The organism is Bacillus sp. JZ109, from assembly GCF_053903135.1.
In genome coordinates this window covers 1,451,894-1,476,164 of the sequence record NZ_CP096388.1, presented here as the reverse complement: position 1 = coordinate 1,476,164, position 24,271 = coordinate 1,451,894, and the positions used below count along the sequence as shown (strand labels likewise).

The following is a 24,271-nucleotide window of genomic DNA, read 5'->3' as shown; positions in this document are numbered from 1 at the left end:
CCTCCTTTTGATTAATAAACCGTTTCCTTGAAGAAGAATCCGGTATCAATTTTTCTGTTTACTGGCTGGATGCTTTCAATGTGTTCGATCCAGTCTTCTTTTTTCGCTTCGTATTCGTCACGGTTTTCCACGCACAAATCAATTGCTTCTCTGTACATTTTGGTGACTTCTATTAGGTATTCAGGCGTTTTCAAAACACCATCGATTTTGAAAGAATCAATTCCGGCATCTATCAATTCCTCGAGCTCATCAATGATGCACACATCGTTCGGGCTCATGATGTGAGTGCCGTTTTCATCTTCGAAAATCGGATATTTATTATCGCGTTCTTTATCGTGTAAAAACATGCCTGATTCTTTTTTCTTTCTTTCAATGTCCATGACTTTGCCCTGATATTCAAAATAGTTTCCAATCAAAGAACGCTTCGATTGGAACATGCACGTCATTCCATGCACCTGGATTTCAATTTCGACTTCAGCATTTTCTTTAATCTCAACAATGCTGTCCATGTTTAATTCTCTGGCAAGCACAGAACGCGCCGCACCCTTGCGTCCCCAGTAGTTGCATGTATAATAGTTGGTGCCTGTCGTTTCTGTGCTCCAATGAAGCTTCAGATCAGGCGCAGATTCACGGGCAGCCATCAGCACGGCAGGATCGCCGAATACCGCTGCATCGACACCGGCTTCTGCTAAGAAAGCCAGATATTCGCCAATCTCACCCACTTTATCGTTATGGAAAATTGCATTTACAGCAACGTATATTTTTGCCCCTTGTTTGTGAGCAATCTCTACGGCTTTTGTTACATCTTCACGAGAAAATTCTCCGGCTAATCTCAAGCCGTATCTCTGTTCCCCAACTAAAAACGCAGTTGCCCCAGCCTGTATGAGCGGCAAAATGTCCGCTGTACTCGTCGGCGTCACTAAGAGCTCTGGTTTTTTCATGACGTTCACCTCTTCTTTTTACTAATCGCAAGTCCGTCCCCGACAGGAATAATCGCAGTTTGATAATCCGGATGATTCATCAGCCAATGATTATATTCATCAATTTTTGCTACAAGCCTGCGCCTTCTCTTCGGTTCTATTTTGCTGTAATCCTCTGCCACCAGACCTTTAAACAGCACGTTGTCTGTTATAATCACCCCGTCCGGTGAAAGCATCGGTTCATATAAATGAAAAAAGTTTTGATACTGACCTTTTGCAGCGTCAATAAAAATGACATCGTAAGGCGCGGTTACATGAACGGCGTCGGCTAATTCAAGCGCATCTCCGTAAAAAACATGAATCCGGTCATCAAGCTGAAATTCCTTGATATTGTTTACCGCTTCTTCATGCCGCTTCTCATTGCGTTCAATTGTATATATTTCAGCAGACGGCAGCTCCAGCGCCATCCGAATAGCTGAATAACCAATGGCCGTTCCGATTTCTAGTATTTTTTTCGGCTGTTTCACAGACAAAATTTGAAGCAGCACCTCCATGCCCGCTTTTTCCATAATCGGGACATGATGTTCTTCTGCATATGCTTCAAGCTTCTTCACGTTATACGGCCGAGGCTTTAATAATGCTTCTATATAGTCATTTATTTGTTCATACCGGTCAGTCACTACAAACAGCCTCCCGTTCTAAAAAGGAGTGCCCCAGTCTTATGCGCAGGACACTCTCTGAATACATCATGATACATCGGTAAACAACCCGATATATTTTATCATAAAACCTTGCGGAAAGCGAACAAAAGGAGAGCTTTTTGCTCTCCTTTTATTTCTCGTTTTTTGAGGAAATGTATTTTTCTTTTGCTTTATTATGCTCTTTTAGCGTTTTTGTAAATACGACCTCACCATTTGATTTGGCCAAGAAATACAGATAGTCCGTTTTATCCGGATGCAGCGCCGCTTCCCATGACGACATACCGGCATTGGCAATCGGCCCTGGCGTCAGCCCTGTGTTTTTATACGTATTGTATGGTGAATCGATTTCCAGATCCTTATAAAGAACCCGATCTTTATGCTTGCCTGCCGCGTACAGGACGGTCGGATCTGTTTGGAGCGGCATTTTCTTTTTCAGGCGGTTATAAAAGACGCTCGCAATTTTATGGCGGTCGGCTTTTTCAGTCGCTTCTTCTTCTATCAAAGAAGCCATTGTCAGCAGCTTATGCACAGAAACTTTGTTTTTCTTCATTTCTGATTTATATGTTTCCACATAAGAATTTGTCTGATTAATCATTGCCTTGATAATGTCTTCAAGTGATGTGTCCGGATCGTTAAAAGGGTATGTAGCCGGGAATAGGTACCCTTCAAGCGGGTGCTTAATGTTTTTATTGAAAACATCATTTGTCACAGTGTCCGGGAATTCTTTCTTCAGCTGATTGATAAATGTTTCATCGTCCAGCTTCGCTATGACTTGTTTTTTAGAGTATTTTGTTTCATCAGCAATAGCAGCCGCGATTTGGGTCAGCTGTGCTCCCTCAGTCACTGTGATTTGAAAAGCGTAACCTGTAGCCCCGCTTGTCAGCTTCTGAATAATGGCATCTAAATCCATACCTTTATTCAGATGGTAGAATCCGGCCTGAAACCCGGAAGCACCTTTATATTTCACATAGTACTGAAACGCCTTCTCGCTTTTTATGACATCATTTTTCTTTAATATCGATGCGATGGCTGAAACAGACGAACCGCTCGGAATGTTAATATTAACTGTCGTTTTACTGTCTTTTTCAACAGGTTCAAGCAATGATTTCCCATATAAAAATGCCCCGCCAATGATGAGAAACAGCACAACAATGGAAGACAGTATGATTCTTTTTTTATTAAAAAACGATTTTTTTTGCTGATTGATATACATTAGGTCTCCTCCCATCAGCTCTTATACTACATGATTCATTGTATTTCGGCAATTTATTACAAAAAGAGGCCTGCCATAAAGCAGAAAAAAGCCGGAGCAGTATAGCTCCGGCTTTGGTTTGGCGCGATGTTTTACTCTTCGTCTTCGTCCGCTAAGAATGTGTTTAGTGTTTCTTCGATCATATCCCATTCTTCGTCAGTTTCAATCGGGAATAGCTCACCGTTTTCACCGTCTTCGTTTGGCGTGAAGCTGGAAGCAAGAATTTCTACTTCTTCGTCATCTTTTGATTCGATTGGATAGTACAAGACATAAGACTTGCCAAACTCTTCGTTTTCAAATGTAAACAGCACTTCACAAAGCTGTTCATTTCCTTGATCGTCAACAATTGTAATATTTTTTTCGCCGTGTTCCATTTTCTTCACCTCTGGCTTTAATTTAAGCTGTCAAGATATCCTTGTAAAATCATAACAGCCGCCATTTTATCAATGACTTTTTTTCGTTTCTGCCTGCTGACGTCAGCTGCAATCAGCATTTTTTCAGCCGCCATTGTGGTAAGACGCTCGTCCCACAGCACAACAGGAACATTGTACGTTGTTTCAAGCACTTTCGCAAATGTTTGGCTGGCTTCGCCTCTCGGGCCGACTGTTCCGTTCATGTTCTTAGGAAAGCCGAGCACGATTTTATCTATAGTATAGTCCTTTATCAGTTCAGATAAACGGGATAAACCATAATCGCCTTCTGCTTCATTTATCTTTATGGTCTCAATGCCTTGAGCAGTCCAGCCCATTTCATCGCTCAGAGCTACACCGAGTGTTTTGGTTCCTAAATCGAGTCCTAATATTCTCATTCTTTATTTACGCCTCTTTATGCTGTTCTAAATAAGACTTTACCAATTCCTCGATTAATTCGTCTCTTTCAAGTTTGCGAATTAAATTGCGAGCGTCACGATGCCTAGGAATATAAGCGGGATCACCTGACAGCAAGTATCCGACAATCTGGTTGATTGGATTGTAGCCCTTTTCCTGAAGCGCGTCATACACTGTAATCAGCACCTCATTTACGTTAGTCTCAGCAGAATCATCGGAGAAATTAAATTTCATCGTTTTATCAAACGAGCTCACCGTTTTGCACCTCTTTCCCAAATTCGCAGGCAAAGTTCAGCCTGGGGTCCTAATCTTACCATCATTCTACACTACATGGGCGAATTATAAAACGGATTTCACCCAATCTTCTACAGAAGCCAAAGCTTCTTCTAATTTTTCCGGCTGTTTACCGCCTGCCTGCGCCATGTCCGGACGGCCTCCGCCGCCTCCGCCGCAAACTTCCGCAGCTTGTTTAACCAGCTTGCCGGCGTGAAGTCCTTTCTCAATGAGGTCCTTTGTGACTCCGGCAGAGATATTAACTTTATCGTTTTGTACCGCACCAAGCACGATCACCGCAGAGCCAAGCTTTGCTTTGAGTTCATCGACCATAGTGCGGAGATGATTCATGTCTTTTGCATTTACTTTTGCCGCAAGCACGTTTACGCCGTCAACTTCTTTTACTTTCGACAGGATTGCTCCTGCTTCCACGTTGCCTAGTTTTGCAAGAAGAGATTCATTTTCTCTTTGTGCATCCTTCAGTTCAGCCTGCAGAGCCGCGACCCGTTTCGGCACTTCTTTGATATTTGTTTTCAGCTCGTCAGCGGTCTGCTTCAATACAGAAATCTGGCTGTTCATTTCGACGTAAGCGCCTTGTCCCGTTACAGCTTCAATCCGTCTTGTGCCTGCTCCGATTCCGGATTCAGAAACGATTTTAAACAAGCCGATTTCTGCTGTATTTCTGACATGGCAGCCGCCGCACAGCTCTAAGCTGTAATCTCCAACTTGAACGACACGGACAATATCGCCATATTTTTCGCCGAACAGTGCCATCGCACCCATTTCTTTTGCTTCATCGATCGGTTTCAAATCAATGCTGACCGGGATGCTCGCCCAGATCTTTTCGTTTACGATTCTTTCAATTTGTTCGAGCTCTTCTTTTGTCACTTGGCCAAAGTGCGAGAAGTCAAAACGAAGACGGTTTTCCGTTACAAGAGAGCCCGCCTGATTGACATGAGTTCCAAGAACATCTTTTAGAGCCTGATGCAATAAATGCGTTGCCGTGTGATTTTTAATGACGCCGCTTCTCATATGGTCTTCAACTTCAGCCGTAACATGCAGGCCTTTTTGAACAGTACCGCTCTCTACAACACCTTCATGCACATGCTGGCCGTTCGGCGCTTTTTGAACATCTTTAATTCTTACAACGGCCTGCTCGCTTCGGAGATAGCCTTTATCGCCAATTTGGCCGCCGCTTTCTGCATAGAACGGTGTTTCATCAAGAATGATTTGAACGCTTTCTCCTTCATGAGCCTCTTCGATTAATTGGCCGTCCTGAAGAAGCACAATGATATTGGCATCAGCTTTGGTTTGAGAGTAGCCGACAAATGTGCTTTCATCTGTCACGTCGCGCAGTGCGCCGCCCTGCACCTGCATGCTGCCGACATCCTGGCGGGCGTTTCTTGCCCGTTCACGCTGCTGGTTCATTTCCTCCTCAAAGCCCTCATGGTCAACCGTCATGTTCTCGTCTTCTGCGTATTCTTCAGTCAATTCAACCGGGAATCCATACGTATCATACAGTTTAAACACATCAGCACCTGAGATAACGCTGCTGCCCTTGTCTTTTTCTTTTTTGATCATTTCTGACAGGATCGCAAGCCCTTCATTAAGGGTCTCATGGAAGCGTTCTTCCTCGGTTTTAATGACTTTTGCGATGAAATCCGCTTTCTCTTTCACTTCAGGATAGAAATCAGCCATGATTTCTGCGACAACCGGCACTAAATCAAACATGAACGGACGATGGATGTTGATCGTTTTGGCATAACGCACGGCACGGCGTAATAAGCGTCTTAATACATAGCCGCGGCCTTCATTTGACGGCAGCGCACCGTCACTGACAGCAAAGGCAACCGTTCTGATATGGTCAGCAATCACTTTAAACGCAGTGTCTTTCACATTGTCTTTGCCATATGTTTCACCAGAAATCGATTCTGTTGCTTTAATGATCGGAACAAACAAATCGGTGTCAAAGTTTGTCGGAACATTCTGGATGACAGATACCATTCTTTCAAGACCCATGCCTGTATCAATGTTTTTCTTTGGAAGCGGTGTGTACGTTCCGTCAGGGTTATGGTTGAACTCTGAGAACACAAGGTTCCATACTTCCAGGTAACGGTCGTTTTCCCCGCCTGGGTAAAGCTCCGGATCTTCTGGATCATTACCGTATGCTTCACCGCGGTCGTAAAAGATTTCCGTATTCGGTCCGCTCGGCCCTTCACCGATATCCCAGAAGTTCCCTTCCAGACGGATAATTCTTTCTTCAGGAATACCGATTTTTTTCGCCCAAAACTCATATGCCTCTTCATCTTCAGGATGAACCGTAACAGAGAGAAGCTCTTTGTCGAAGCCAATCCACTTGTCGCTCGTTAAAAACTCCCAAGCCCATGTAATGGCTTCTTCTTTGAAATAATCGCCGATGGAAAAGTTTCCGAGCATTTCAAAGAAAGTGTGATGGCGCGCAGTTTTACCTACATTTTCTATATCGTTTGTTCTGATCGCTTTTTGAGCGTTTACGATTCTTGGATTTTCCGGCACGACACGGCCGTCAAAATATTTTTTCAGTGTCGCAACACCGCTGTTGATCCAAAGCAGTGAAGGATCCTCATGAGGCACTAATGACGCGCTTGGCTCTACCGCATGTCCTTTTTCTTTAAAGAAATCCAAAAACATTTGACGCACTTCCGCAGAAGTTAAGTGTTTCATTGTATTTCCTCCTCTATAAAAATCGAAATTCTCTTCAGTGACAGCAAAAAAGCCCTCCCCCTATGCAAACCAACGTTTACACAGGGACGAGAGCTGTCTCGCGGTACCACCCTGATTACGGGCATTCATGCGCCCGTCACCTTTAACCCTGTAACGCAGGATAAGCGGCAGTGATTAACTGCACTCAGGATTAGCTTCCTCCGATCTTCTGATAAAGCTCCTTTCAGCTTATGGAGCTTCTCTCTTTAACAGGGCTTCGGCGTACTCAGATCCGTCACTCGAGATTCGTATGTATTCTACGAGAAATTATAGACAAGCGGCACGCCGATGTCAATGCTCCGTCCTCATCCGCAAAAAATGGATCATCATTACTTTTAAAACAGCCGTCGCAGGAACAGCCAGAATCATCCCGACGATTCCCGCAAGCTCCCCTCCGGCAAGGAGTGCAAGCATGATAACGACCGGATGCATTTTAAGGCTTCTGCCGACAATGAACGGACTGAGGATATTTCCTTCCATAAACTGCAGAATAAACACCGTAATCACCACAACAAGAACCGCCTTGACTGAGATCGTCATCGCAATTAACAACGCAGGAACAGCTCCGATGAAAGGGCCAAAATACGGGATGACATTCGTTACTCCAGAGATAAGGCCAAGTATCAGCGGATATGGAAGCCCAAATACCCAGAACGAAATGCCTGCAATCACGCCAAGAATCAAGCAGACCAAAAGCTGGCCGCGGATATAATCGCCAAGCGAATCATCCACATCCCGCAAAAAGGCGCTGCCCCGCTTTCTCCACGACTTCGGAGTCAAGTACCATACTGTCTTTTTCATTAACTCAATGTCCTTCACCATATAAAACACGAGAAAAGGGATTGTTGCAGCAATTAAGAAGTAATCAAGCACATTGCGGATCCCGCTGATCGCACCCTCGATCGTTCCCGCAAAAAACGCCTCCGTCTGGCGGATCATTTTATCTATACGGTGATGCATACCATCAGGCCAGTCATCCGTATGGTTATGAACATGAAGAAGAAGCCCGTTATACGTTTCGGCAAACATGGGTATATTTTCTGACAAATCCGTCAGCTGCACGATTAAAACAGGCACCCCTTTATACAACGCCCAGCCAATCCCGCCAAAAAAAAGTACATAAATGATCAAGATGCTCAAAGTCCTAGGCAATCCTTTGCCATGCAGCCATTCCGTGACCGGAAGCAATAAATAAGATATAAAAATAGAAATGATCAAGGGAATAAAGATCGTTTTTATGACGAGCCAAAAGGGTGACCATAACATATCAAGCATAAAAAAGACATAGACTGTTAACAGAACCAGCAAACAAATAGCCACCCACAACAAAAGCTGCACCGGTTTTTGGAGCATCTGCTTTCACCTCACCTATATCTTTTGAGGTTTACACGGAATTATTCTTTATGTTTCTTTAGTTAGTCAGAAGTCATGGACATTTTTTCACATTTAATTCTCAGAAAAGTTTGATCATTTACTTTTTGGTCAAATTTTCTGATAGGAGGATTGCGATGATCACATTTCAAAATGTAAACAAGCATTACGGAGATTTTCACGTGTTAAAACAAATTAATCTTCAAATCGAAAAAGGTGAAGTCGTTGTTATCATCGGCCCATCCGGTTCCGGTAAAAGCACATTGCTCAGATGCATCAACAGACTTGAGACGATCAATGAGGGAGTGCTCACAGTAAACGGCACCGCCATTAACGACAGAAAAACTGATATCAATAAAGTGCGGCAAAATATCGGGATGGTGTTTCAGCACTTTCATTTATATCCGCATAAAACAGTGCTGCAGAACATCATGCTGGCTCCGGTAAAAGTGCTTAAACAATCACCTGAACAAGCAAAGGAAACGGCGCGGTACTATCTTGAAAAAGTCGGCATCCCAGACAAGGCTGACGCCTATCCTTCCCAGCTTTCCGGCGGGCAGCAGCAGCGTGTTGCCATCGCAAGAGGACTGGCGATGAAGCCGGAGGTCATGCTGTTTGACGAGCCGACATCAGCACTTGATCCTGAAATGATCGGCGAGGTGTTAGATGTCATGAAAACACTCGCAAAAGAAGGCATGACTATGGTTGTCGTGACACACGAAATGGGGTTTGCCAAAGAAGTTGCCGACCGAATTGTCTTCATTGACGGAGGAAAAATTTTAGAAGAAGCAATGCCGGCTGAGTTTTACGCGAACCCAAAGGAAGAACGGGCCCGCTTATTCTTAAGCCGTATTTTAAATCATTAAAACAGAATGGGGGAGCTTGTATGAAAAAGATTTTTTCTTTAGCATTGATTTCTTTATTCGCTGTCATCTTGCTTGCCGCTTGCGGCAGCAAGGGATCAAACGGAGAAGCCTCAAAGGAGAGCAAAAAAGATACGCTAGCCGCCATTAAAGACAATGACAAAATTGTCTTCGGCGTAAAAACGGACACTCGACTGTTCGGTCTTAAAAATCCAAGCTCAGGTGAGATTGAGGGTTTTGATATTGATATAGCCAAACAAATCGCTAAAGACATTTTAGGTGATGAGAAAAAAGCTGAATTTAAAGAGGTCACCTCAAAAACAAGGATTCCTATGCTGCAAAACGGGGATATCGACGCCATTGTCGCCACAATGACGATCACTGATGAACGAAAAAAGGAAGTTGACTTTTCTGATGTCTATTTCGAGGCCGGGCAATCGCTTCTCGTGAAAAAAGGCAGCAAAATCAAGAGTGTCGAGGATCTTGACAAAGGCTCAAAAGTTCTTGCAGTAAAAGGCTCCACCTCCTCTCAAAACATTCGTGAAAAGGCGCCTGAAGCATCTGTTTTAGAATTTGAAAACTACGCAGAAGCCTTTACAGCCCTTAAATCGGGGCAAGGCGATGCCCTCACCACAGATAATGCGATTTTATATGGAATGGCCGATGAAAATAAAAATTATCAATTAACAGGAAAGCCTTTTACAGATGAGCCTTACGGGATCGCCGTGAAAAAAGGGCAATCTGCTCTCGCGAAAGAAATCAACGCTTCACTTAAAAAGATGAAGTCGGATGGCAGATACGATGAAATTTATAAAAAATGGATCAAAGAAGACCCAGCTGAATAACAACCATCCCGGGATGAGCAGGCGATGCTCATCCCAATTTGATAAGGAGTGAATAGGCAGATGAATGTGTCAATTCTTTTCGATAACTTCGGCATGTATATGGACGGTTTTTACCATACCTTGCTCGCAAGTGTTATCGCGCTGGCCGGCAGTTTTGTCCTCGGCGTCGCTGTAGCGGTTATGAGAATAACAGTCTTTAAGCCGCTGCAATGGCTAGGGACCGTATATGTAGAATTCATCCGCAACATCCCTCTTCTTTTAATTACCTTTGTTTTCTATTTCGGACTTCCAAACGCAGGCCTGAGGCTTGACGGTTTTCAAGCGGGAACGGTTGCTCTCACCATTTATACCTCTGCGTTTATCGCTGAAGCCATCAGAGCAGGCATCCAGTCTGTTTCAAAAGGGCAGATGGAAGCGGCACGCTCGTCAGGCTTTACCTACAGCCAAGCCATGCTCCATATCATTTTGCCGCAGGCAATCAAAATCGTCATTCCGCCTTTAGGCAATCAATTTTTAAACTTAGTCAAAAACTCTTCGATTCTTGGGGTTGTGGCCGGATTGGATCTTATGTACCAAGCCGATTTAGTTTCGTCGAGCACACTCGTTGTATTTGATGTTTATATTTTTGTGGCGCTTTTTTACTTAGTGCTGACGATTCCGCTTAGCATCGGTGTTAACTATCTGGAAAAACGGCTGGAAAAAAGCTATTGATAAGGAGTGAGTTACATTGGATTTCATCGGTGCTTATTCACAGGAGCATTTAGCGTTTTTATGGGATGGCTTTCTCGTCACCTTGTACGTTGCTTTCATCTCCATCATTCTGAGCTTTTTCTTCGGTTTAATCGCAGGCACCCTGCGATATGCGAAAGTACCCGTTCTTTCTCAATTGATTGCGGTTCTCGTTGAAACGATCAGAAACCTCCCCTTGCTGTTAATTATTTTCTTTACGTTTTTTGCCCTTCCGGAAATTGGTATTAAGCTTGAAATTACAGCTGCTGCAATTACAGCACTAACGATTTTTGAATCCGCTATGCTATCTGAAATTATCCGAAGCGGACTGAAATCAATTGACAAAGGACAAATTGAAGCGGCGCGCTCCTCCGGGCTGAGCTATACACAGACCCTGTTCTTTATCGTTATGCCGCAAGCGCTTCGCCGCATGGTTCCGCCCATCGTAAGCCAGTTTATTTCTTTATTAAAAGATACATCGCTCGCTGTTGTGATCGCCCTGCCTGAACTGATTCACAACGCGCAAATTATTAACGGCCAAAGCGCAGACGGCAGTTATTTTTTCCCGATCTTTTTACTTGCGGCCCTTATGTATTTCGCAGTCAACTACAGCCTTTCACTCGCAGCAAGACGCCTCGAGGTCCGGCAAACATAGAAAAGGATACTCTTTGGAGAGTATCCTTTTTGCATTAAAACATTTTCGTAATTCTTCTTCTCATCCGCTTCATGCTTCGATTATTCAGCATGTCAGATTGAGTCGCCATTCGGTACACGAGAGCTCCGGCTCCCATTGCCAAAAGAGAAGTCATCGTCCGATTCATCCTGCGCATCTCCTTTCATGATTAAAAATTGATGCTGCGTTCATCCTCAGAAAACAAATCATCCAAGCTGCTTAACGTTCCGTCTTCTTCCACCTGATGAGTTGCAATCTTCCCTTTCGCCACTGTCAGTTCAATAAAACAGCCCCAACAATAATATTGGTTCACGCCGATTTTGCCGATATCCTTACTTTTGCAATTCGGGCATATAAGCATACCTCACACCTCTATCCGTTCAGAACGATCTCGTCTTTCCGCACCTCGACAAGCGAATCCGCTCTTTGGATCTGGCGCTTGCTTCCCGCCAGGTCAGAAAAGAAACCGTCCGAGAGTTCATATGCTACGATTATGCCCCTGTCCAAACAAAAGTATACATCTTCCAGCATCCCCAATATATCGCCCTCTTGCGATTTCACAAGCTTCATCTTCATCTGCTCGTATGTGAAGCATGATTTCGGAAGAGGCAAAAGCTGTTCTGAACTGACCGAAGCCAATATGCGGCCATCAAGAATGGAAGAGATATCACACGCCCGTAATAGCGCATGATGATGATGCAAAAAGCGTTTTTGTGCAAGAATAAACCCAAGACAATCTCCTTTCAGAGAAAAACAAATATCGGAAATTGTCCCAAGATAACTAGAAGTTCGTTCTGAGTATACTGGGAATCCTTCTACTTCATGGCATGTTCTCAAAGTGTGATCAACCACCTTTTGTTGAACAGGCTTAGGTTTTGCTTTGCGCCTTAGACTCATACGATGAAATCAATTCCACTGCAAATGAAAAAACTCCCGCTTACACGGGAGCATTTTATTGCTGTTCTTCTTTCATAAAATCGAATGGTGTAATGCCTTCCATGCCAATGTTGGCGTCGTGTACGCTGAACGGGAGCTCTTTTTGGAGAGCCTCAAGCTCGGCATCCATTTCCTCAACCTGTACGGACAGCCTGTTTTTCAAGGAGGTCTGTCTGACAGTTGCATCATTATTTTTTACGCCCCACTCCAGCGCCTCCTCCTCACCGCATAAAATGAGAAATTTCTTCGCTCTTGTAATCGCGGTATAAAGAAGGTTTCTTCTGAGCATTCTATAATAGCCTTTCACAACAGGCAAAACCACAATCGGAAATTCACTTCCCTGCGATTTATGAATAGAACAGCAATACGCATGGGTAAATTGATTAAAATCTTTTTTCGTAAACGTCATTTCATTGCCATCAAAAGAAACAACGGCCATGTCTTCTTTTTCTGTATTTTCCTTTGCATAAAATATCGACGTGATTTCGCCAATATCTCCGTTGAATACATTGTTTTCCGGCTGATTGACAAGCTGCAAAATTTTATCTCCGGTTCTGTAGACAACATCCCCGAACTTCAATTCTCTCCGTTTTTCTTTAGGAGGATTTAAAATGTCCTGCAGCATCACATTCAATTCATTAATGCCGGCTTTTCCTCTGTACATCGGAGCGAGGACCTGAATGTCCTTTGCTGTATAGCCTTTTTTCAATGCATTGGCGACAACCTTCTCAACTACTTCTTTGATTTGCGAGCCGCCGCAGCGAATAAAGGAACGGTCCTTTGTCGGGGCAGTCAAATTGTTCGGCAGCAATCCATTTTTCATCTGGTGGGCAAGCTCGACGATTGATGACCCCTCCGCCTGGCGATAGATGTCTGTCAGTCTCACAGTCGGAATCACCTGGGATGCCAGCAAGTCTCTGAGCACTTGTCCCGGACCGACAGAAGGCAGCTGGTCTTCGTCTCCGACAATGATGATTTGTATATGATCAGGGATCGCCTTGAACAAATGATTCGCCAGCCAAATATCAAGCATACTGGCTTCATCGATAATTAACAGCTTCCCTTCGATCGGCTGATCCTCTGTATGAGTAAAGCCTTCAGCACCGTTCCAGCCAAGCAGCCTGTGTATCGTGACTGCAGGGAGTCCCGTTGATTCACTCATCCGTTTTGCTGCTCTCCCTGTCGGAGCGGCCAAAACAATCGGAAAAGCTTCATCCTTTTTATAAGCTGACGGATCTAGTGACACACCGTGAAGCTCTCCGTAGAGCTCGACAATCCCTCTGATTACCGTCGTTTTCCCTGTTCCAGGACCGCCTGTTAAAAGAAGCATCGGCGAGGAAAGGGCTTTTTGAATCGCTTCCTTCTGGCTGGGGGCATACTGAACGTTCATCCGTTCTTCCAGTTCTCCCAACGCGAGCAAAAACTCTGATTCGGGAAACTGGTTTTCATATTCGGTTTGGCTAGCGATATGTTTCACACGCTTTGCAACGTTTTGTTCTGCGTAAAACAGCGAAGGAAAATAACAGCGGCCATCTTCTATGACAATGTCTTTATTTTCTCCAAGGGCAATAATCGCGTTAGCGGCATCCATTTCTGTGATGCGCTGCCCTTCCCTTGCTGACTGGTTTAACAGTGATTGAGTGTCGATGATCAGCTGTTCCGTTTCTATGTACGTGTGCCCCTCTGACAGACAAGTCGTTTCAAGCGTGTACAAAATAGCAGCTTTTACCCGCTCAGGATGGTTACCCGAAAGACCCATTCTGCTGCCCAGCTCATCCGCTTTCCCAAACCCGATGCCTTCTACATCCTTCACAAGCTGATAAGGATTTTCCTGAATCTTTTCAAGCGTCTCGGATTCATAGGCTTGATAGATTTTCATAGACAGCTGCGGGCCAAAGCCAAACTGATTCAAGGAAATCATGATTTGCTCCAGTCCCTGATGCCGCTGCAATGCGCCAGCCAGCGTGTCGGCTTTCTTTTTTGAGAGTCTGGGAACATCATAAAGCACTGAAGCATCAGCCAATATTTTATTAATGGCGCTGTCGCCCAGCTTTTTCACAATTTCTTCAGCTGTTTTTTTGCCGATCCCCTCGAATAAATCACTCGATAAATATTGAATGATGCCTTCCTTAGTCGTTGGAATCTCCTTTTTGAAATGCTCCGCCTGAAATTGGAGCCCGAACTTTGGATGGGTTACGATCTTTCCGTAAAACGTGTAGGTCTCTTCTTCTTGAAGCGCAGGGAAGTAGCCCGTCACGGATACGGCTTTATCTTCAATGGCTTCGGAGGTCTCTGTGACTTTCACTTTCAGAACCGTATATAAATTGGTGTCATTATGATAGATGACTGTGTTGACTGTCCCTTTTAAATAGGGCTCTTCCTCCAGTTTAAGCTGATCCGGATGCTGCTGCACGAGCTGTCCCTCCTCCTGTGCCTGTTATGATGGATCAATCAGTTTTTTAGCATGAAGCGCAAGCATATGATCTGGCTGGATATCGATTGCCTTGTCCAGCATTTCAAGCGCTTTTTCTCGGTTTTCTTTATAAGCATAAGCGACACCGGCATTATAAAATGCATCTGCATGCCCCGCGTCTTGCTCTGTCACAGCTGCGAATTGGCTGAGCGCTTCGTCCAGCATGCCCTCGTTGGCTAAGCACATCCCGAATTGAAAACGCGCTTCCGTATCGTTTTCATTCAGTTCGACCGCTCTTTGTAAATATGGCAGTGCAAGCTTAGGCTGTTCGAGCTTGACAAGTACCGTTCCGAGCATGTAAAACAGGTCGCCGTTTTCCATCCCCGCACGTAACGCTTTTTCAAACATGTCTTTCGCTTCTTTGTACATTTCTTTTACAACATAGACATTTCCTGCTCCATAATAAGCAGTGGCTGCGCTACTGTCTAATTCAAGCGCTTTATCATAAAACGCAAGCGCACGTTCCAGCTCGTTTACGGATGAAAGCAGGTTGGCAAAATTGATATACGGAATCGCGTCTTCTTTATTTTCTTCAATCGCTTTTGTAAATGCCTCTGCCGCTTTCTCGTAATCGCCTTCCTGCATCGCCTCTATACCGAGTTGATTATAATCCACCGATCATCTTCCTTTCATTAAAAAACCCCAACTCAGTGTTGAGGTTTTTCATCTTTTATACGTACCACAATTTTGTTCCGTCTTTGTACACATCATCAATTGTCCCGCCGCCAAGGCATTCTTCGCCGTCATAGAAGACAACGGCTTGTCCAGGCGTTACAGCGCGGACTTGTTCATCAAAGATGACTTCCGCTTCACCCTCGCCAGTCATGCGCACCGTTACTTTATGATCCTCTTGGCGGTAACGGAATTTAGCCGTGCAGGAAATCTCTTCGCCCTTCATGATATCCGAACGTACCCAGCTGATATTTGTTGCTGTGATTTTGTCGGAATATAAAAGAGGGTTATGGAACCCTTGATCTACGTAGAGGATGTTCTTTTCAAGATCTTTCCCTACCGCAAACCACGGCTCGCCGCTTCCGCCGATGCCAAGGCCGTGACGCTGTCCGATCGTATAGTACATCAACCCGTCGTGGCGGCCTTTTACTTCGCCGTCCATCGTCATCATATCGCCCGGCTGTGCAGGGAGATATTGGCTGAGAAACGTTTTGAAGTTGCGTTCGCCGATAAAGCAGATGCCTGTACTGTCTTTTTTCGTCGCCGTTGCAAGTTCTGCTTCTTTGGCGATTTCACGCACACGGCTTTTTTGAAGTTCGCCGATCGGGAACATGACTTTGCTCAGCGTATCTTCTGTCAGCTGATTCAAGAAGTACGTTTGATCCTTGTTTTCATCAATGCCGCGCAGCATTCTGACTTTTTCGCCGCTTCTGTCTACTCTTGCATAGTGGCCAGTCGCTAAATAGTCGGCGCCAAGTGACAATGCATGCTCCAAAAAGGCCTTGAATTTAATTTCTTTGTTGCACAGTACATCCGGGTTTGGTGTTCTGCCTGCTTTATATTCATCAAGGAAGTATTGAAATACCTTCTCATAATATTGCTTTTCAAAGTTTACGGCATAATACGGAATTCCGATTTGGTTGCAGACGCGGATCACATCTTCATAATCCTCTGTCGCCGTGCAAAAACCGTTTTCGTCCGTATCATCCCAGTTTTTCATAAAGATTCCGATTACATCATAGCCCTGTTCTTTTAACAGCAGGGCCGCCACAGATGAGTCTACTCCGCCGGACATGCCGACGACAACTCTTGTATCCTCCGGCCGTTTTTCCATTTCATTCACTCCAATTACTAAGCCGCCTTATTATGTCAGCCGTTTGACAACGTCGGCCACATGTTTGGCAGCAGTTTTCACTTGCTCAGCCGTATTGCCGAGGCCGAAGCTGATTCGAATAGAGGACGTCAGCCGGTCACTCTCTTCTCCGAACATAGCAGTCAGAACATGTGACGGCAGGACTGAACCGGCCGTACACGCTGAACCGCTGGAGACAGCGACACCCGCCATATCAAGATTGACCAGCAGAGCTTCCACTGACACACCGGGGAAATAAAGATTCAGAACATGCGGCAGACTATGCTCTTTGTCCCCGTTGATCTCGAATGCCACACCTGCATCTCTAAGCGTGTCGGCAAAGATTGCTTTAAACGATTGATACTTCTCGTTTTTTTCGTCCCGTTCTTCACTTGACAGCTTGATCGCTTCTTTCAGCCCGACAATGCCTGGAACATTTTCGGTTCCGGCACGGCGTTTTCTTTCTTGCTCTCCTCCGAATAAAAGCGGTGAAAGCTTCACATCTTTACTAGCATATAAAAAGCCTGTCCCTTTTGGCCCGTTGAGCTTGTGCCCGGAAACAGACAGAAGGTCAATATGGCTGTTTTTCACGTCAATTGGCAGCAACCCGAATGCCTGAACAGCATCGGTATGAAAATAAGCTTTGTGTTCCTTTAACAGCTCACCGATTTCTTCGATCGGCTGCACTGTTCCAACTTCATTATTTCCATACATCACTGTCACAAGGATTGTATCATCACGCAGTGCTTCTATCACCTGTTTTGCACTGACTCTTCCATTTTGGTCAACGTCCAGATACGTTATGTCAAATCCGTCTTCCTCAAGTTTTTCACATGTGTGAAGCACGGCGTGATGCTCAATTTTTGTTGTGATGATATGTCTGCCAAGATCTTTTCTTGCAAGTGCGGTTCCCATGATCGCCAAGTTATCAGCTTCCGTTCCCCCGCTTGTAAAAATGATCTCCTGCTCTGCCGCTCCTATTTCTGCTGCGATCTGCGCTCTTGCTTCATCCACCCATTTTCGAGATTCTCTGCCAAATGAATGAATACTGGAGGGATTACCGAAACTGCCGGAGAAGTGCGGTATCATTTTTTCCAGCACGCGCTCATCCATCGGAGACGTTGCGGCATGATCTAAATAAATCCGTTCCATTATGTTTACACCTCTGATCTAAATATAGAACATATAAGCTTCTTGCTCTCCGTCTGTATAGCTGGCAAGATCCTCTAATGTTGTACTGTCTAAAACCTCTTTTACAGCATCCCGGATGCGAATCCAGAGCTCACGCTTGGCAGGCTCCTCATCTTCCAGCACTTCAACAGGGCTGATCGGCCCCTCAAGCACACGGATAATATCTCCCGCGGTAATGGCATCCGGCTCACTGCCTAATACATATCCGCCATATGCGCCTCTGATGCTTTTCACTAAACCGGCATTTCTGAGCGGCGATACCAGCTGCTCCAAATAATGCTCGGACAAATTATTCGTCTGTGCGATGCTTTTTAATGAAGTCGGGCCTTCACCGTGCTTTTTTGCAAGCTCGATCATAATGGTGAGCCCGTATCTTCCCTTAGTTGATATTTTCAACATGAACACCTCTGTTATTTCATGATTTTCCACATTTATAATGGTAATTTCTATATGTTTCGTCCGTTTATTATCTTATAGACCAACTGTTATTATAACATACCTTCAGCGAATTTTCATTGAGGCAGAAGGAAAGGGGCCTTTACCCTTTTCTAATGTACGGTTTTCCGTTACCCTGTAATTAAGTAAGGAGAGATGATAGATGAAGCCATTGGCATATCGGATGCGTCCGACAAAAATAGAGGATATTATCGGCCAGCAGCATCTGGTGGCTGAAGATAAAATTATTGGCAGAATGGTCCAGGCAAAACATTTGTCATCCATGATTTTGTACGGGCCGCCCGGAATTGGAAAAACATCAATCGCAACAGCAATCGCCGGTTCAACAAGTATTGCTTTTCGAAAGCTGAATGCTGTCATTAACAATAAAAAAGATATGGAAATCGTAGCTCAGGAAGCCAAGATGTCCGGCCAAGTGATTTTGATTCTGGATGAAGTCCACAGGCTGGATAAAGGAAAACAGGATTTTCTATTACCCTATTTAGAAAACGGGATGATCATTTTGATCGGAGCAACGACGGCTAACCCGTATCATGCCATTAATCCGGCGATCAGAAGCCGGACCCAGATTTTTGAGCTTGAACCGTTAACACCTGATCTGATTAAACAGGCACTGGAACGCGCGCTCCATGATGAGCATCGGGGCCTTGGCACCTATTCTGTATCCATTGATGATCAGGCGATGGAGCATTTTGCCCACGGATGCGGAGGAGATGTCCGCTCCGCTTTAAATGCGCTTGAGCTTGCCGTGTTGTCAACGAAGGAGTCAGCAGACGGTGAAATTCACATTACATTAGAAACCGCGGAAGAATGCTTGCAGAAAAAAAGCTTTTCTCACGATAAAGATGGTGACGCGCATTATGATGTACTGTCCGCTTTTCAAAAATCGATCCGCGGCTCTGATGCCAACGCTGCTCTTCACTATTTGGCTAGATTAATTGAAGCCGGTGATCTGGAGAGCATCGCAAGACGATTGCTTGTTATCGCCTATGAAGATATCGGTTTAGCAAGCCCGCAAGCCGGCCCTAGAGTGCTGAACGCTATTCAGACCGCTGAGCGAGTCGGGTTTCCTGAAGCGCGAATCCCGCTGGCCAACGCAGTTATTGAGCTTTGCCTCTCACCGAAATCAAACTCTGCCATTCTGGCAATCGATGAGGCCCTGGCAGATATCAGAGCCGGAAAAATTGGTGATGTCCCGAAGCATTTAAAAGACGCGCATTATAAAGGAGCTCAGGAATTAGGAAGAGGAATCGACTATAAATACCCGCACAATTACGACAGCGGTTGGGTCGAACAACAATACCTCCCTGATTCTCTGAAAAATAAGCAATACTATAAGCCGAAACAGACAGGAAAATTCGAATCCGCCTTAAAGCAGGTGTATGATAAATTAATGAAAAGAAAATAAAACAAAAACAGCCTTGATCATCAAGGCTGTTTTTATACATTATTTATCCTTCACACGTTTGATTTCTATGTCTTTCAAAAGATCCATGACAACATGTCCGCCCATAATCAAACCTGCAACTGACGGCACAAAAGCATTAGAGGAAGGCGGCATTTTTGCTTTACGAATTTTCGCTTCGTCATTTCCCACTTCTTTTCTGACATCTTCCCGAATGACAATCGGGCTTTCATCAGAGAAAATCACTTGGACGCCTTTTTTGATCCCCTCTTTGCGTAATTTCGTACGGACGACCTTCGCAATTGGATCAGTGTGCGTTTTTGAGATATCAGCGATTTGGAAGCGTGTCGGATCCGTTTTATTTGCAGCACCCATGCTGGAGATGAGCGGAATATCCCGTTTTAGACATTCTTTCATTAAATGAATTTTATAACAAATGGTGTCTGACGCATCAATGACATAGTCAAGATCATAGTCAAAAAACTGCTCATACGTTTCCTCCGTATAGAACATTTTTAACGAGATTACTTCACACTCCGGGTTAATGTCTGCGATCCGCGCCTTCATTAAATCAACTTTCGGCTGTCCGACAGTTGAAAGCAGCGCGTGAAGCTGACGGTTTACATTTGTAATGTCGACATCATCTTTGTCGACAAGCAGAATGCGGCCGACGCCTGACCGCGCGAGCGCTTCCGCCGCGAACGACCCAACTCCTCCGACTCCAAGCACAGCAACTGTGCTGTTTTTCAGCGTTTCAAGGCCTTCTTTTCCGATAGCTAATTCATTGCGTGAAAACTGGTGTAACAAGAACCTCACTCCACATTCGTATTCTGGTTTCATCTATAAAATGGCTGATCCATGAGCAGCCGTTTTTCTGCGCACAAAAAATAAAGTCCCAATAGTGCCGTTGCAGCTTTCCTTTGTTTTGAACCCGCTCTCAGCAGGTGGGTGCCCTCTTTTAAATCTTGTAAGTCCTCTTTACCGAATGAAAAGAGGCATGTACGCCATTTAAAAATGCGGGCTCCCAAATCAAAAAAATGTTCGGTCAAAACTAGGTGTACAACTAACACATCAGGACTTTATTTAACTTGTCAAAATCATATCACAGACGATTTTGATTTTCAAGAATCGAACTGCACATTCAGTTCTTAACTTTTTTCTTGATAGAAAGATGAAGCTCGTCAAGCTGAGCGTCACTTACTTCTCCAGGCGCCTCTGTCATCAGGCAGCTTGCACTTGCCGTTTTCGGGAATGCAATCGTATCTCTCAGGTTCGTACGTCCTGCGAGAAGCATAACGAGACGGTCTAAGCCAAGTGCGATTCCGCCGTGCGGAGGAGCGCCGTATTCAAATGCTTCCAGCAGGAATCCGAACTGTTCAGCCGCTTCTTCTGGTGAGAAGCCGAGAAGCGCAAACATTTTTTCCTGAATATCCTTTTCGAAAATACGGATTGAACCGCCGCCAAGCTCATAGCCGTTTAAGACGAGGTCATAAGCTTGTGCTTTCATGTCTTCAGGCGCTGTTTCAATCAGCTCAAGGTCTTCCCGGACAGGCATTGTGAACGGATGGTGCGCTGCGTAGAAACGGCCTTCTTCCGGATCATGCTCTAATAGCGGCCAGTCAATGACCCATAAGAAATTGAACAGGTTTTCGTCAATCAGCCCACGCTCTTTCCCAAGCTTTAAACGCAGCGCGCCGAGTGATGCGGCCACAACTTCAAATTGATCCGCTCCGAACAGCAACAAATCACCTTCAGCAGCATCAAGTGCTTCAATTAGCTTAGACTGCTTTTCTTCATCAAAGAATTTAGCGATCGGTCCTTTCACTCCGTCTGCTTCAACTTTCACCCAGGCAAGTCCTTTCGCCCCATAGTTTGCAGCAAAAGCGCCAAGAGCATCGATGTCTTTTCTGGAGTAATCGCCGGCACCGCCTTTTACGTTGATGGCTTTGACCACACCGCCGTTTGCTACAGCTGATGAGAATACTTTAAATTCCGTATCCTTCACAATGTCAGACACATCTGTCAAAAGCATGTCAAAACGCGTATCAGGTTTATCAGAACCGTACTTGTTCATTGCTTCGTCATACGTCATTCGAGGAAGAGGAAGCTTAATTTCCACGCCTTTTGTTTCACGCATAATCTTTGCCATCATATCCTCAGCCAATGACATAATGTCTTCCTGGCTCATAAAGGACATTTCAATATCAATTTGCGTGAACTCAGGCTGGCGGTCCGCACGCAAGTCTTCATCACGGAAACAGCGGGCAATCTGATAATACCGTTCAATGCCTGATACCATCAGAAGCTGTTTAAATAGCTGCGGAGACTGCGGCAGCGCGTAGAACTCACCTTCGTGCACACGACTCGGCACCAAGTAGTCACGTGCGCCTTCAGGCGTGCTTTTTGTTAAAATCGGCGTTTCAATATCAAGAAACCCGTTTTCATCTAAAAAGCTGCGGACAGCTTTCGTCACATTATGACGCATCTGCATCGTTTGAAACATAGCCGGTCTGCGCAAATCTAAGTAACGGTGTTTTAAACGAACGTCCTCTGACACTTCTTCTGCTTGATCAGAAATCGCAAATGGAGGCGTCTTTGCAGCACTTAGTACTGTCACTCCGTCAGCGTGAATTTCGATCGCACCTGTCTTCAAATTCGGATTGACTGTTCCTTCTTCCCGCGCCACTACTTTTCCTTGAACATCAAGCACGTATTCATTTCTGATGCCTTCCGCAACAGCAAGCGCTTCTTTTGACACATCGGGGTTGAAAACGACTTGAACAATTCCCGTACGGTCACGCAAGTCAATAAAAATCAATCCGCCGAGGTCTCGTCTTTTTTGGACCCAGCCTTTCAGCGTTACAGATTCGCCAATTGCTTTTTCAGTTATATCACCGCAATAATATGTTCTTCCAAACAATGCGTTTCACTCCTTATCCCTTTTGGTTTGCCTTCATCACATGTATAAATTCATCAAGTGCCACTTCAATCTGTTCGCCCGTCTGTGCATCCTTTACATTGATTTTGTTTTGGGCAAGCTCATCTTCACCCAAAATCGCAATAAATCTGGCATTTAAGCGATCAGCTGTTTTAAACTGGCCTTTCATTTTCTTATTTTCATAATCGATTTCACTGGAAATGCCTGCTTCTCTCAGTTTGTACACCAATGAAACAGAATAATCCTTTGCTTTTTCGCCGAGTGTGACGATATAGCAGTCGATTCCCTTATCAACAGGCAGCTCTCTTTTTTCAGCATCAATTGCGGCAAGCAAGCGTTCGATGCTCATCGCAAATCCGATGCCCGGTGCTTCAGGTCCGCCGATCTGTTCGACAAGCCCGTCGTAGCGTCCGCCGCCGGCAAGTGTCGTAATCGCGCCAAAGCCTTCCGCATTGCTCATAATTTCAAATGCGGTGTGGTTGTAATAATCCAGCCCTCTCACAAGGTTCGGATCGATTTCATACGAAATGCCAAGATCATTTAAGTATTGTTTCACTTTGTCAAAATAAGCGGCTGATTCTTCATTTAAATATGTCAAAATCGAAGGTGCCGATTTCATCAGCTCATGATCTCGGTCTTTTTTGCAGTCCAAGATTCTAAGCGGGTTCGTGTGCAGCCGGGACTGGCAGTCTGAACAAAATTCTTCGATGCGAGGCTCGAAGTGTTTCACAAGCGCTTCTCTGTAGCTTTTGCGGCTATCTTGATCGCCGAGACTGTTTATGACAAGCTTAACGTTTTCTAAACCTGCTTTTTCATAAATACTCATCGCAAGCGCCATTACTTCAGCGTCGATTGCAGGGTCTTTCGAACCAATCGCTTCAATTCCAAACTGATAAAACTGGCGGTAACGGCCCGTCTGAGGACGTTCATAACGGAACATCGGCCCGACATAATAAAGCTTTGTCGGCTGTACAGGATTTGCGAACAGCTTGTTTTCATTAAAAGCGCGAACCGCAGCAGCTGTTCCCTCCGGACGAAGCGTCAGGCTTCTGCCTTTGCGGTCCTCGAAGGTATACATTTCTTTTTGTACGATATCCGTTGATTCTCCGACGCCTCTGGCAAACAGTTCTGTATGCTCAAAAATCGGTGTGCGAATTTCTTTATATTGATAAGTGCGGCAAGTGTCTCTCATAATTTGTTCAACATACTGCCAGCGATCTGATTCTCCAGGCAGAATATCCTGTGTTCCTCTCGGAATGTTATATCCCATAGGTAGACCTCCTTATGTATTCCTTATAAAATATCCAATGATCGTTAATGATGAAAATGAAAAAAACTCTCGCCCCTACTATACATGATAGTAGGGACGAGAGTTATACCCGTGGTGCCACCCTAGTTGGAATACGTTCATATTCCCGCTCGATCCTTTAACGCAGGTTCACGTTCACTGCCTAATGGCGTTATTCACGCGTTCAGCAGGAAACCTCCGGAGTGTTGTTTCGAGAAAGACGCAATGGGATCCGCTTTCAGCCTGGGGCGGGTTCCTCTCTAATCATGCAATCTGACCTACTCTTCTCCATTATTGGTTCAAATCTTTCATCATTTGCTATGTACTCAATTTCTATTATAATAATGGGATTGGGGTTCTCTGTCAAGCTTTATTCCGGTTGTTTTTCCTCAGCGCTGCTTCTTTGGACATAAGACCAAATTCAGATGCTGTTTCCGTAAGATAACCAGTCGTATCGGGATCTGCGTGATCGCTGTAATGCAGATTCGCTTCACCGTCGTGAAATGCACGTCCCATTTTTGGATGATATTTCATGATTTGCACACCTTTTTGATTGTATTTACGCTTAGTATAAACAAATCATT

General features: G+C 44.8%; 25 protein-coding genes, 1 other RNA gene and 1 other annotated feature. Of the genes, 5 read left to right on the top strand and 21 right to left on the bottom strand.

Annotated features, from left to right (window positions below; translation table 11 throughout):
* Positions 1–11: 11 nt before the first annotated feature.
* The 8 genes from M1D94_RS07540 to M1D94_RS07505 all read right to left on the bottom strand — a co-directional run bounded on the left by M1D94_RS07540 (position 12) and on the right by M1D94_RS07505 (position 8,068).
* Positions 12–941 (bottom strand): peptidase U32 family protein, encoded by a 930-nt coding sequence (locus M1D94_RS07540; protein ID WP_041850166.1) that lies wholly within the window; start codon positions 939–941, stop codon positions 12–14.
* 5 nt (positions 942–946) lie between these two features.
* Positions 947–1,600, bottom strand: a complete 654-nt coding sequence (locus M1D94_RS07535; protein ID WP_187001827.1) for an O-methyltransferase — start codon at positions 1,598–1,600, stop codon at positions 947–949.
* Positions 1,601–1,751: 151 nt separating this feature from the next.
* Positions 1,752–2,834: an endolytic transglycosylase MltG gene (gene mltG / locus M1D94_RS07530; protein WP_187001828.1), complete on the bottom strand. Its 1,083-nt coding sequence runs from the start codon at positions 2,832–2,834 to the stop codon at positions 1,752–1,754.
* A gap of 131 nt (positions 2,835–2,965) precedes the next feature.
* Positions 2,966–3,247, bottom strand: a complete 282-nt coding sequence (locus tag M1D94_RS07525) for a DUF1292 domain-containing protein (protein ID WP_003246199.1) — start codon at positions 3,245–3,247, stop codon at positions 2,966–2,968.
* A 17-nt stretch (positions 3,248–3,264) separates the two neighbouring features.
* Complete coding sequence (gene ruvX, locus M1D94_RS07520) at positions 3,265–3,681, bottom strand: Holliday junction resolvase RuvX (protein WP_003229795.1); 417 nt, start codon at positions 3,679–3,681, stop codon at positions 3,265–3,267.
* 7 nt (positions 3,682–3,688) lie between these two features.
* Positions 3,689–3,955 (bottom strand): IreB family regulatory phosphoprotein, encoded by a 267-nt coding sequence (locus tag M1D94_RS07515; RefSeq protein WP_003225903.1) that lies wholly within the window; start codon positions 3,953–3,955, stop codon positions 3,689–3,691.
* A gap of 84 nt (positions 3,956–4,039) precedes the next feature.
* Positions 4,040–6,676 (bottom strand): alanine--tRNA ligase, encoded by a 2,637-nt coding sequence (gene alaS / locus M1D94_RS07510; RefSeq protein ID WP_124072899.1) that lies wholly within the window; start codon positions 6,674–6,676, stop codon positions 4,040–4,042.
* Positions 6,677–7,006: 330 nt separating this feature from the next.
* Entirely contained in the window at positions 7,007–8,068 is a 1,062-nt protein-coding gene (locus tag M1D94_RS07505) for an AI-2E family transporter (protein WP_456270477.1), read from the bottom strand.
* Positions 8,069–8,223: 155 nt separating this feature from the next.
* Between M1D94_RS07505 and M1D94_RS07500 the strand changes: the two genes are divergently transcribed.
* Genes M1D94_RS07500 through M1D94_RS07485 form a run of 4 tightly spaced genes read left to right on the top strand, consistent with a single transcriptional unit; the run spans position 8,224 to position 11,178 of the window.
* On the top strand, positions 8,224–8,952 hold the full coding sequence (locus tag M1D94_RS07500) for an amino acid ABC transporter ATP-binding protein (RefSeq protein WP_172850097.1): 729 nt from the start codon (positions 8,224–8,226) through the stop codon (positions 8,950–8,952).
* Between the two features lie 20 nt (positions 8,953–8,972).
* On the top strand, positions 8,973–9,794 hold the full coding sequence (gene glnH, locus M1D94_RS07495; RefSeq protein WP_015251575.1) for a glutamine ABC transporter substrate-binding protein GlnH: 822 nt from the start codon (positions 8,973–8,975) through the stop codon (positions 9,792–9,794).
* 60 nt (positions 9,795–9,854) lie between these two features.
* Complete coding sequence (locus M1D94_RS07490) at positions 9,855–10,505, top strand: amino acid ABC transporter permease (RefSeq protein ID WP_015714433.1); 651 nt, start codon at positions 9,855–9,857, stop codon at positions 10,503–10,505.
* A 16-nt stretch (positions 10,506–10,521) separates the two neighbouring features.
* Positions 10,522–11,178 (top strand): amino acid ABC transporter permease, encoded by a 657-nt coding sequence (locus M1D94_RS07485; protein WP_003229784.1) that lies wholly within the window; start codon positions 10,522–10,524, stop codon positions 11,176–11,178.
* 34 nt (positions 11,179–11,212) lie between these two features.
* Here the strand turns inward: M1D94_RS07485 and M1D94_RS07480 are convergent, their stop codons facing one another.
* From M1D94_RS07480 to cymR, 8 genes are all read right to left on the bottom strand, one after another.
* Positions 11,213–11,344, bottom strand: a complete 132-nt coding sequence (locus tag M1D94_RS07480) for a YrzQ family protein (RefSeq protein WP_003229780.1) — start codon at positions 11,342–11,344, stop codon at positions 11,213–11,215.
* Between the two features lie 21 nt (positions 11,345–11,365).
* Entirely contained in the window at positions 11,366–11,557 is a 192-nt protein-coding gene (locus tag M1D94_RS07475) for a hypothetical protein (protein ID WP_003225893.1), read from the bottom strand.
* Between the two features lie 11 nt (positions 11,558–11,568).
* The gene (locus tag M1D94_RS07470; RefSeq protein ID WP_456270476.1) at positions 11,569–12,093 is read right to left on the bottom strand and encodes a PRC-barrel domain-containing protein; all 525 of its coding nucleotides are present in this window, start codon (positions 12,091–12,093) and stop codon (positions 11,569–11,571) included.
* Between the two features lie 55 nt (positions 12,094–12,148).
* On the bottom strand, positions 12,149–14,545 hold the full coding sequence (gene recD2, locus M1D94_RS07465) for an SF1B family DNA helicase RecD2 (protein WP_014477509.1): 2,397 nt from the start codon (positions 14,543–14,545) through the stop codon (positions 12,149–12,151).
* Between the two features lie 24 nt (positions 14,546–14,569).
* The gene (locus tag M1D94_RS07460; RefSeq protein ID WP_205764506.1) at positions 14,570–15,190 is read right to left on the bottom strand and encodes a tetratricopeptide repeat protein; all 621 of its coding nucleotides are present in this window, start codon (positions 15,188–15,190) and stop codon (positions 14,570–14,572) included.
* An 85-nt stretch (positions 15,191–15,275) separates the two neighbouring features.
* On the bottom strand, positions 15,276–16,391 hold the full coding sequence (gene mnmA / locus M1D94_RS07455) for a tRNA 2-thiouridine(34) synthase MnmA (protein ID WP_014480424.1): 1,116 nt from the start codon (positions 16,389–16,391) through the stop codon (positions 15,276–15,278).
* A 30-nt stretch (positions 16,392–16,421) separates the two neighbouring features.
* Complete coding sequence (locus tag M1D94_RS07450; protein ID WP_041850172.1) at positions 16,422–17,561, bottom strand: cysteine desulfurase family protein; 1,140 nt, start codon at positions 17,559–17,561, stop codon at positions 16,422–16,424.
* 18 nt (positions 17,562–17,579) lie between these two features.
* On the bottom strand, positions 17,580–17,996 hold the full coding sequence (gene cymR / locus M1D94_RS07445; protein WP_003225879.1) for a cysteine metabolism transcriptional regulator CymR: 417 nt from the start codon (positions 17,994–17,996) through the stop codon (positions 17,580–17,582).
* Between the two features lie 202 nt (positions 17,997–18,198).
* Between cymR and M1D94_RS07440 the strand changes: the two genes are divergently transcribed.
* The gene (locus M1D94_RS07440) at positions 18,199–19,464 is read left to right on the top strand and encodes a replication-associated recombination protein A (protein WP_014480427.1); all 1,266 of its coding nucleotides are present in this window, start codon (positions 18,199–18,201) and stop codon (positions 19,462–19,464) included.
* A 39-nt stretch (positions 19,465–19,503) separates the two neighbouring features.
* Here the strand turns inward: M1D94_RS07440 and M1D94_RS07435 are convergent, their stop codons facing one another.
* The 5 genes from M1D94_RS07435 to M1D94_RS07415 form a co-directional block, all read right to left on the bottom strand.
* The gene (locus tag M1D94_RS07435) at positions 19,504–20,268 is read right to left on the bottom strand and encodes a tRNA threonylcarbamoyladenosine dehydratase (protein ID WP_014480428.1); all 765 of its coding nucleotides are present in this window, start codon (positions 20,266–20,268) and stop codon (positions 19,504–19,506) included.
* 81 nt (positions 20,269–20,349) lie between these two features.
* Positions 20,350–20,542: non-coding RNA, 6S RNA (gene ssrS, locus M1D94_RS07430), on the bottom strand.
* 60 nt (positions 20,543–20,602) lie between these two features.
* Entirely contained in the window at positions 20,603–22,381 is a 1,779-nt protein-coding gene (gene aspS / locus M1D94_RS07425) for an aspartate--tRNA ligase (protein WP_015714438.1), read from the bottom strand.
* A 13-nt stretch (positions 22,382–22,394) separates the two neighbouring features.
* Positions 22,395–23,669, bottom strand: a complete 1,275-nt coding sequence (gene hisS, locus M1D94_RS07420; RefSeq protein WP_014480430.1) for a histidine--tRNA ligase — start codon at positions 23,667–23,669, stop codon at positions 22,395–22,397.
* Between the two features lie 89 nt (positions 23,670–23,758).
* Positions 23,759–23,991 (bottom strand) — a binding site (T-box leader).
* A gap of 59 nt (positions 23,992–24,050) precedes the next feature.
* The gene (locus M1D94_RS07415) at positions 24,051–24,221 is read right to left on the bottom strand and encodes a YrzK family protein (protein ID WP_004399157.1); all 171 of its coding nucleotides are present in this window, start codon (positions 24,219–24,221) and stop codon (positions 24,051–24,053) included.
* Between the last annotated feature and the right edge of the window lie 50 nt (positions 24,222–24,271).

Coding starts and splice junctions, on each gene's coding strand:
- M1D94_RS07540 (WP_041850166.1), bottom strand. CDS start 941: ATGAAAAAACCAGAGCTCTTAGTGACGCCGACGAGTACAGCGGACATT.
- M1D94_RS07525 (WP_003246199.1), bottom strand. CDS start 3,247: ATGGAACACGGCGAAAAAAATATTACAATTGTTGACGATCAAGGAAAT.
- M1D94_RS07505 (WP_456270477.1), bottom strand. CDS start 8,068: ATGCTCCAAAAACCGGTGCAGCTTTTGTTGTGGGTGGCTATTTGTTTG.
- M1D94_RS07490 (WP_015714433.1), top strand. CDS start 9,855: ATGAATGTGTCAATTCTTTTCGATAACTTCGGCATGTATATGGACGGT.
- M1D94_RS07475 (WP_003225893.1), bottom strand. CDS start 11,557: ATGCTTATATGCCCGAATTGCAAAAGTAAGGATATCGGCAAAATCGGC.
- M1D94_RS07460 (WP_205764506.1), bottom strand. CDS start 15,190: ATGCAGGAAGGCGATTACGAGAAAGCGGCAGAGGCATTTACAAAAGCG.
- hisS (WP_014480430.1), bottom strand. CDS start 23,669: ATGGGATATAACATTCCGAGAGGAACACAGGATATTCTGCCTGGAGAA.
- M1D94_RS07480 (WP_003229780.1), bottom strand. CDS start 11,344: ATGAATCGGACGATGACTTCTCTTTTGGCAATGGGAGCCGGAGCTCTC.
- M1D94_RS07500 (WP_172850097.1), top strand. CDS start 8,224: ATGATCACATTTCAAAATGTAAACAAGCATTACGGAGATTTTCACGTG.
- M1D94_RS07415 (WP_004399157.1), bottom strand. CDS start 24,221: ATGAAATATCATCCAAAAATGGGACGTGCATTTCACGACGGTGAAGCG.
- alaS (WP_124072899.1), bottom strand. CDS start 6,676: ATGAAACACTTAACTTCTGCGGAAGTGCGTCAAATGTTTTTGGATTTC.
- mltG (WP_187001828.1), bottom strand. CDS start 2,834: ATGTATATCAATCAGCAAAAAAAATCGTTTTTTAATAAAAAAAGAATC.
- M1D94_RS07440 (WP_014480427.1), top strand. CDS start 18,199: ATGAAGCCATTGGCATATCGGATGCGTCCGACAAAAATAGAGGATATT.
- M1D94_RS07450 (WP_041850172.1), bottom strand. CDS start 17,561: ATGGAACGGATTTATTTAGATCATGCCGCAACGTCTCCGATGGATGAG.
- glnH (WP_015251575.1), top strand. CDS start 8,973: ATGAAAAAGATTTTTTCTTTAGCATTGATTTCTTTATTCGCTGTCATC.
- M1D94_RS07470 (WP_456270476.1), bottom strand. CDS start 12,093: ATGAGTCTAAGGCGCAAAGCAAAACCTAAGCCTGTTCAACAAAAGGTG.
- ruvX (WP_003229795.1), bottom strand. CDS start 3,681: ATGAGAATATTAGGACTCGATTTAGGAACCAAAACACTCGGTGTAGCT.
- mnmA (WP_014480424.1), bottom strand. CDS start 16,391: ATGGAAAAACGGCCGGAGGATACAAGAGTTGTCGTCGGCATGTCCGGC.